Below are 2,105 nucleotides of genomic sequence, written 5' to 3' on the forward strand. Positions count from 1 at the left end.
GCTTCGAGAATACCGGGAGCGAACTGCGCCAGTGCATCGAGATAGCGGGTAGCCCTGAACACGAACATGCCGCTGTTCCAGAAATAGTCGCCGGAAGTCAGGTATTCCCCGGCGGTATCACGGTCCGGTTTTTCCACGAAACGGCTGATCTTCATGGCGGGGGAATCCGCCGACAGCCTGTCACCGCTCTGAATGTAACCGTAGCCGGTTTCCGGCGCGCCGGGAACGATGCCGAAAGTCACCAGGTGTCCCTGCTGTGCCAGCTGTTCAGCCTCAGAGAGTGCGGCATGGAACGCGGCAAGGTCCTTGATCACGTGGTCCGCGGGAAGCACCAGCAGCACGGGATCCTCTTCCGTGCCTTGCTTCAGGGCATGAAGGGCGGCGACGGCTGCTGCAGGCGCCGTATTGCGGCCAACAGGCTCCAGGATGATGGCCGGATTGTCCGGGGAGCATGACTGCAGCTGGTGGGCGACAAAAAAACGGTGTTCTTCATTGCAGACCACGATGGGAGCTTTTGCGCCGGTATAGGAATTCAGCCGGTTGCAGGTTTCCTGCAGCATGCTGTCTTCAGACAGCAGTGGCCAGAATTGCTTGGGGTGGGTCTTGCGGGAAACGGGCCACAGCCGTGTACCCGAGCCGCCGGAAAGAATAACCGGAATCATGATGTCGTGTTCTGGGCCAGATTTGTCGAAGTGTCCGTAATGTATCACAGGCAGGATGTCAGTTTACAGGCGGCCGGATCTGATAGAGGGCGCCAAGCGGATCGAGGTATACGGGGGAAACCGGCAGATTTTCCTTCTTCCCCCAGCGCAGTGAACGGGTACCGGGGTCGTACTTGAGTCCAGGCACAGGATGCAGGATCAGTATGAAGCCGCCTTTCTTCGCATACTCGGGCCTTGGATAACTGTCCACGTTGAATACATTGTGAGGTGCCAAAAACCAGGGCGTTTTGGCGCGGAAATAAGCGGTTCTGTTGTCGAGAACATAGACAAACTGCGGTGTTTCGGGCAGCACTTCCTTTTTCATGCGTTCGAAGAATCGGTAGTATTCGGCGTCCAGACCGGCCTGGTACTGTTCAGACAGTGATTTCCCTGCATAGGTATCGCGGGTGAGCTGCATCTGCTGATAGAGATTGAGCAGCCATCGGGCATCGAGCAGCATCCAGCCGGACAGCAGCACCGCAGCGACCTTGCGTGCGCTCAGGGGCTGCTTTTTTCTCCACATGATGAGACTGTAGATGAGCAGGGTCAGGAGCACCCAGCTGCCGGCAAGTACGACAGGAGACAGCTGTTTGTCTGAGGCTCCACCATAGATAAAATTGATAGAATGCTGTGACCAGACTTCAAACTCCAGCCAATCTGAAAGTATATTCAGCAGCGCTTGTGTCAGGGTATCCGGAGCGAACGTGAAGGCCTGCAAATGCCAGGAGCGGCCGTCGCTTTCAGTAAAGATGAATCCGTATTCGGAAATGGCACCACCCCATCCTTCGGCCTGTTTCAGGTCGACATGGTCCAGCAGGTTTTCTTCCAGCGCCATGCTGTGCAGCTTGCCGGTATCCGCAGATCGCCAGAAGAAAAGAGGCAGCGTATCGATCAGTTTGTCGGGCGTCAGCCGGAATCGTACATAACGGTAAGCAGCACTGCTTTTGAGTCCCTGAAGGTTGCTGATGATGGTTTTGCCGCCGGTGTATCCGTTGACGGTGAGCGCGCCGGGCTGCCGTTTTCCGCTGCCTTTGACAATGCTGAAGGCTTCCAGCGGTATCCGCAGGGATTGCCCGCTGAAGGCTGCAGGTGTTTCGCGAATGTACACAACATTCAGAGAGGCACAGATGATCACCAGCAGGGCAATCAGCAGGGCACTGGCCATGGGGAAGCGGCGTAGGTATTTCATTTACTGGACTCTTGTGATTCCTTACGTGGCGGAAAAACAGTCCGCCATGCGATCAGCAGGACAAAGACCAGTGGTGGCGGAACTTGTAATAGTAAGCGAGAGAATGCCGTGCTATCTCTTAGCCATCTTCCATTGGAAGACAATAAGAATATTACGGCAATGATAAGAGAAATCAGTAGCACGAAGGAAAGCAGCGCACGTCTTACCCGCCTGCT

General features: G+C 55.5%; 3 protein-coding genes. All 3 read right to left on the reverse strand.

The genetic code is table 11. The annotated features are described in order from the left end of the window. The coding region (locus ACOCD2_RS17490) for a mannose-1-phosphate guanylyltransferase (RefSeq protein WP_305800596.1) at window positions 1–662 on the reverse strand (662 nt) is incomplete at its 3' end. Between the two features lie 58 nt (window positions 663–720). Continuing rightward, complete coding sequence (locus tag ACOCD2_RS17495; protein WP_293647288.1) at window positions 721–1,890, reverse strand: hypothetical protein; 1,170 nt, start codon at window positions 1,888–1,890, stop codon at window positions 721–723. Further along, on the reverse strand, window positions 1,887–2,105 hold a 219-nt coding region (locus tag ACOCD2_RS17500), incomplete at its 5' end, for a hypothetical protein (RefSeq protein WP_419623226.1). The genes ACOCD2_RS17500 and ACOCD2_RS17495, both read right to left, overlap by 4 nt.

The sequence above is a fragment of the Thiolapillus sp. genome (assembly GCF_048562965.1).
GTDB lineage: Bacteria > Pseudomonadota > Gammaproteobacteria > Chromatiales > Chromatiaceae > Thiolapillus > Thiolapillus brandeum_A.

Coding starts and splice junctions, on each gene's coding strand:
- ACOCD2_RS17495 (WP_293647288.1), bottom strand. CDS start 1,890: ATGAAATACCTACGCCGCTTCCCCATGGCCAGTGCCCTGCTGATTGCC.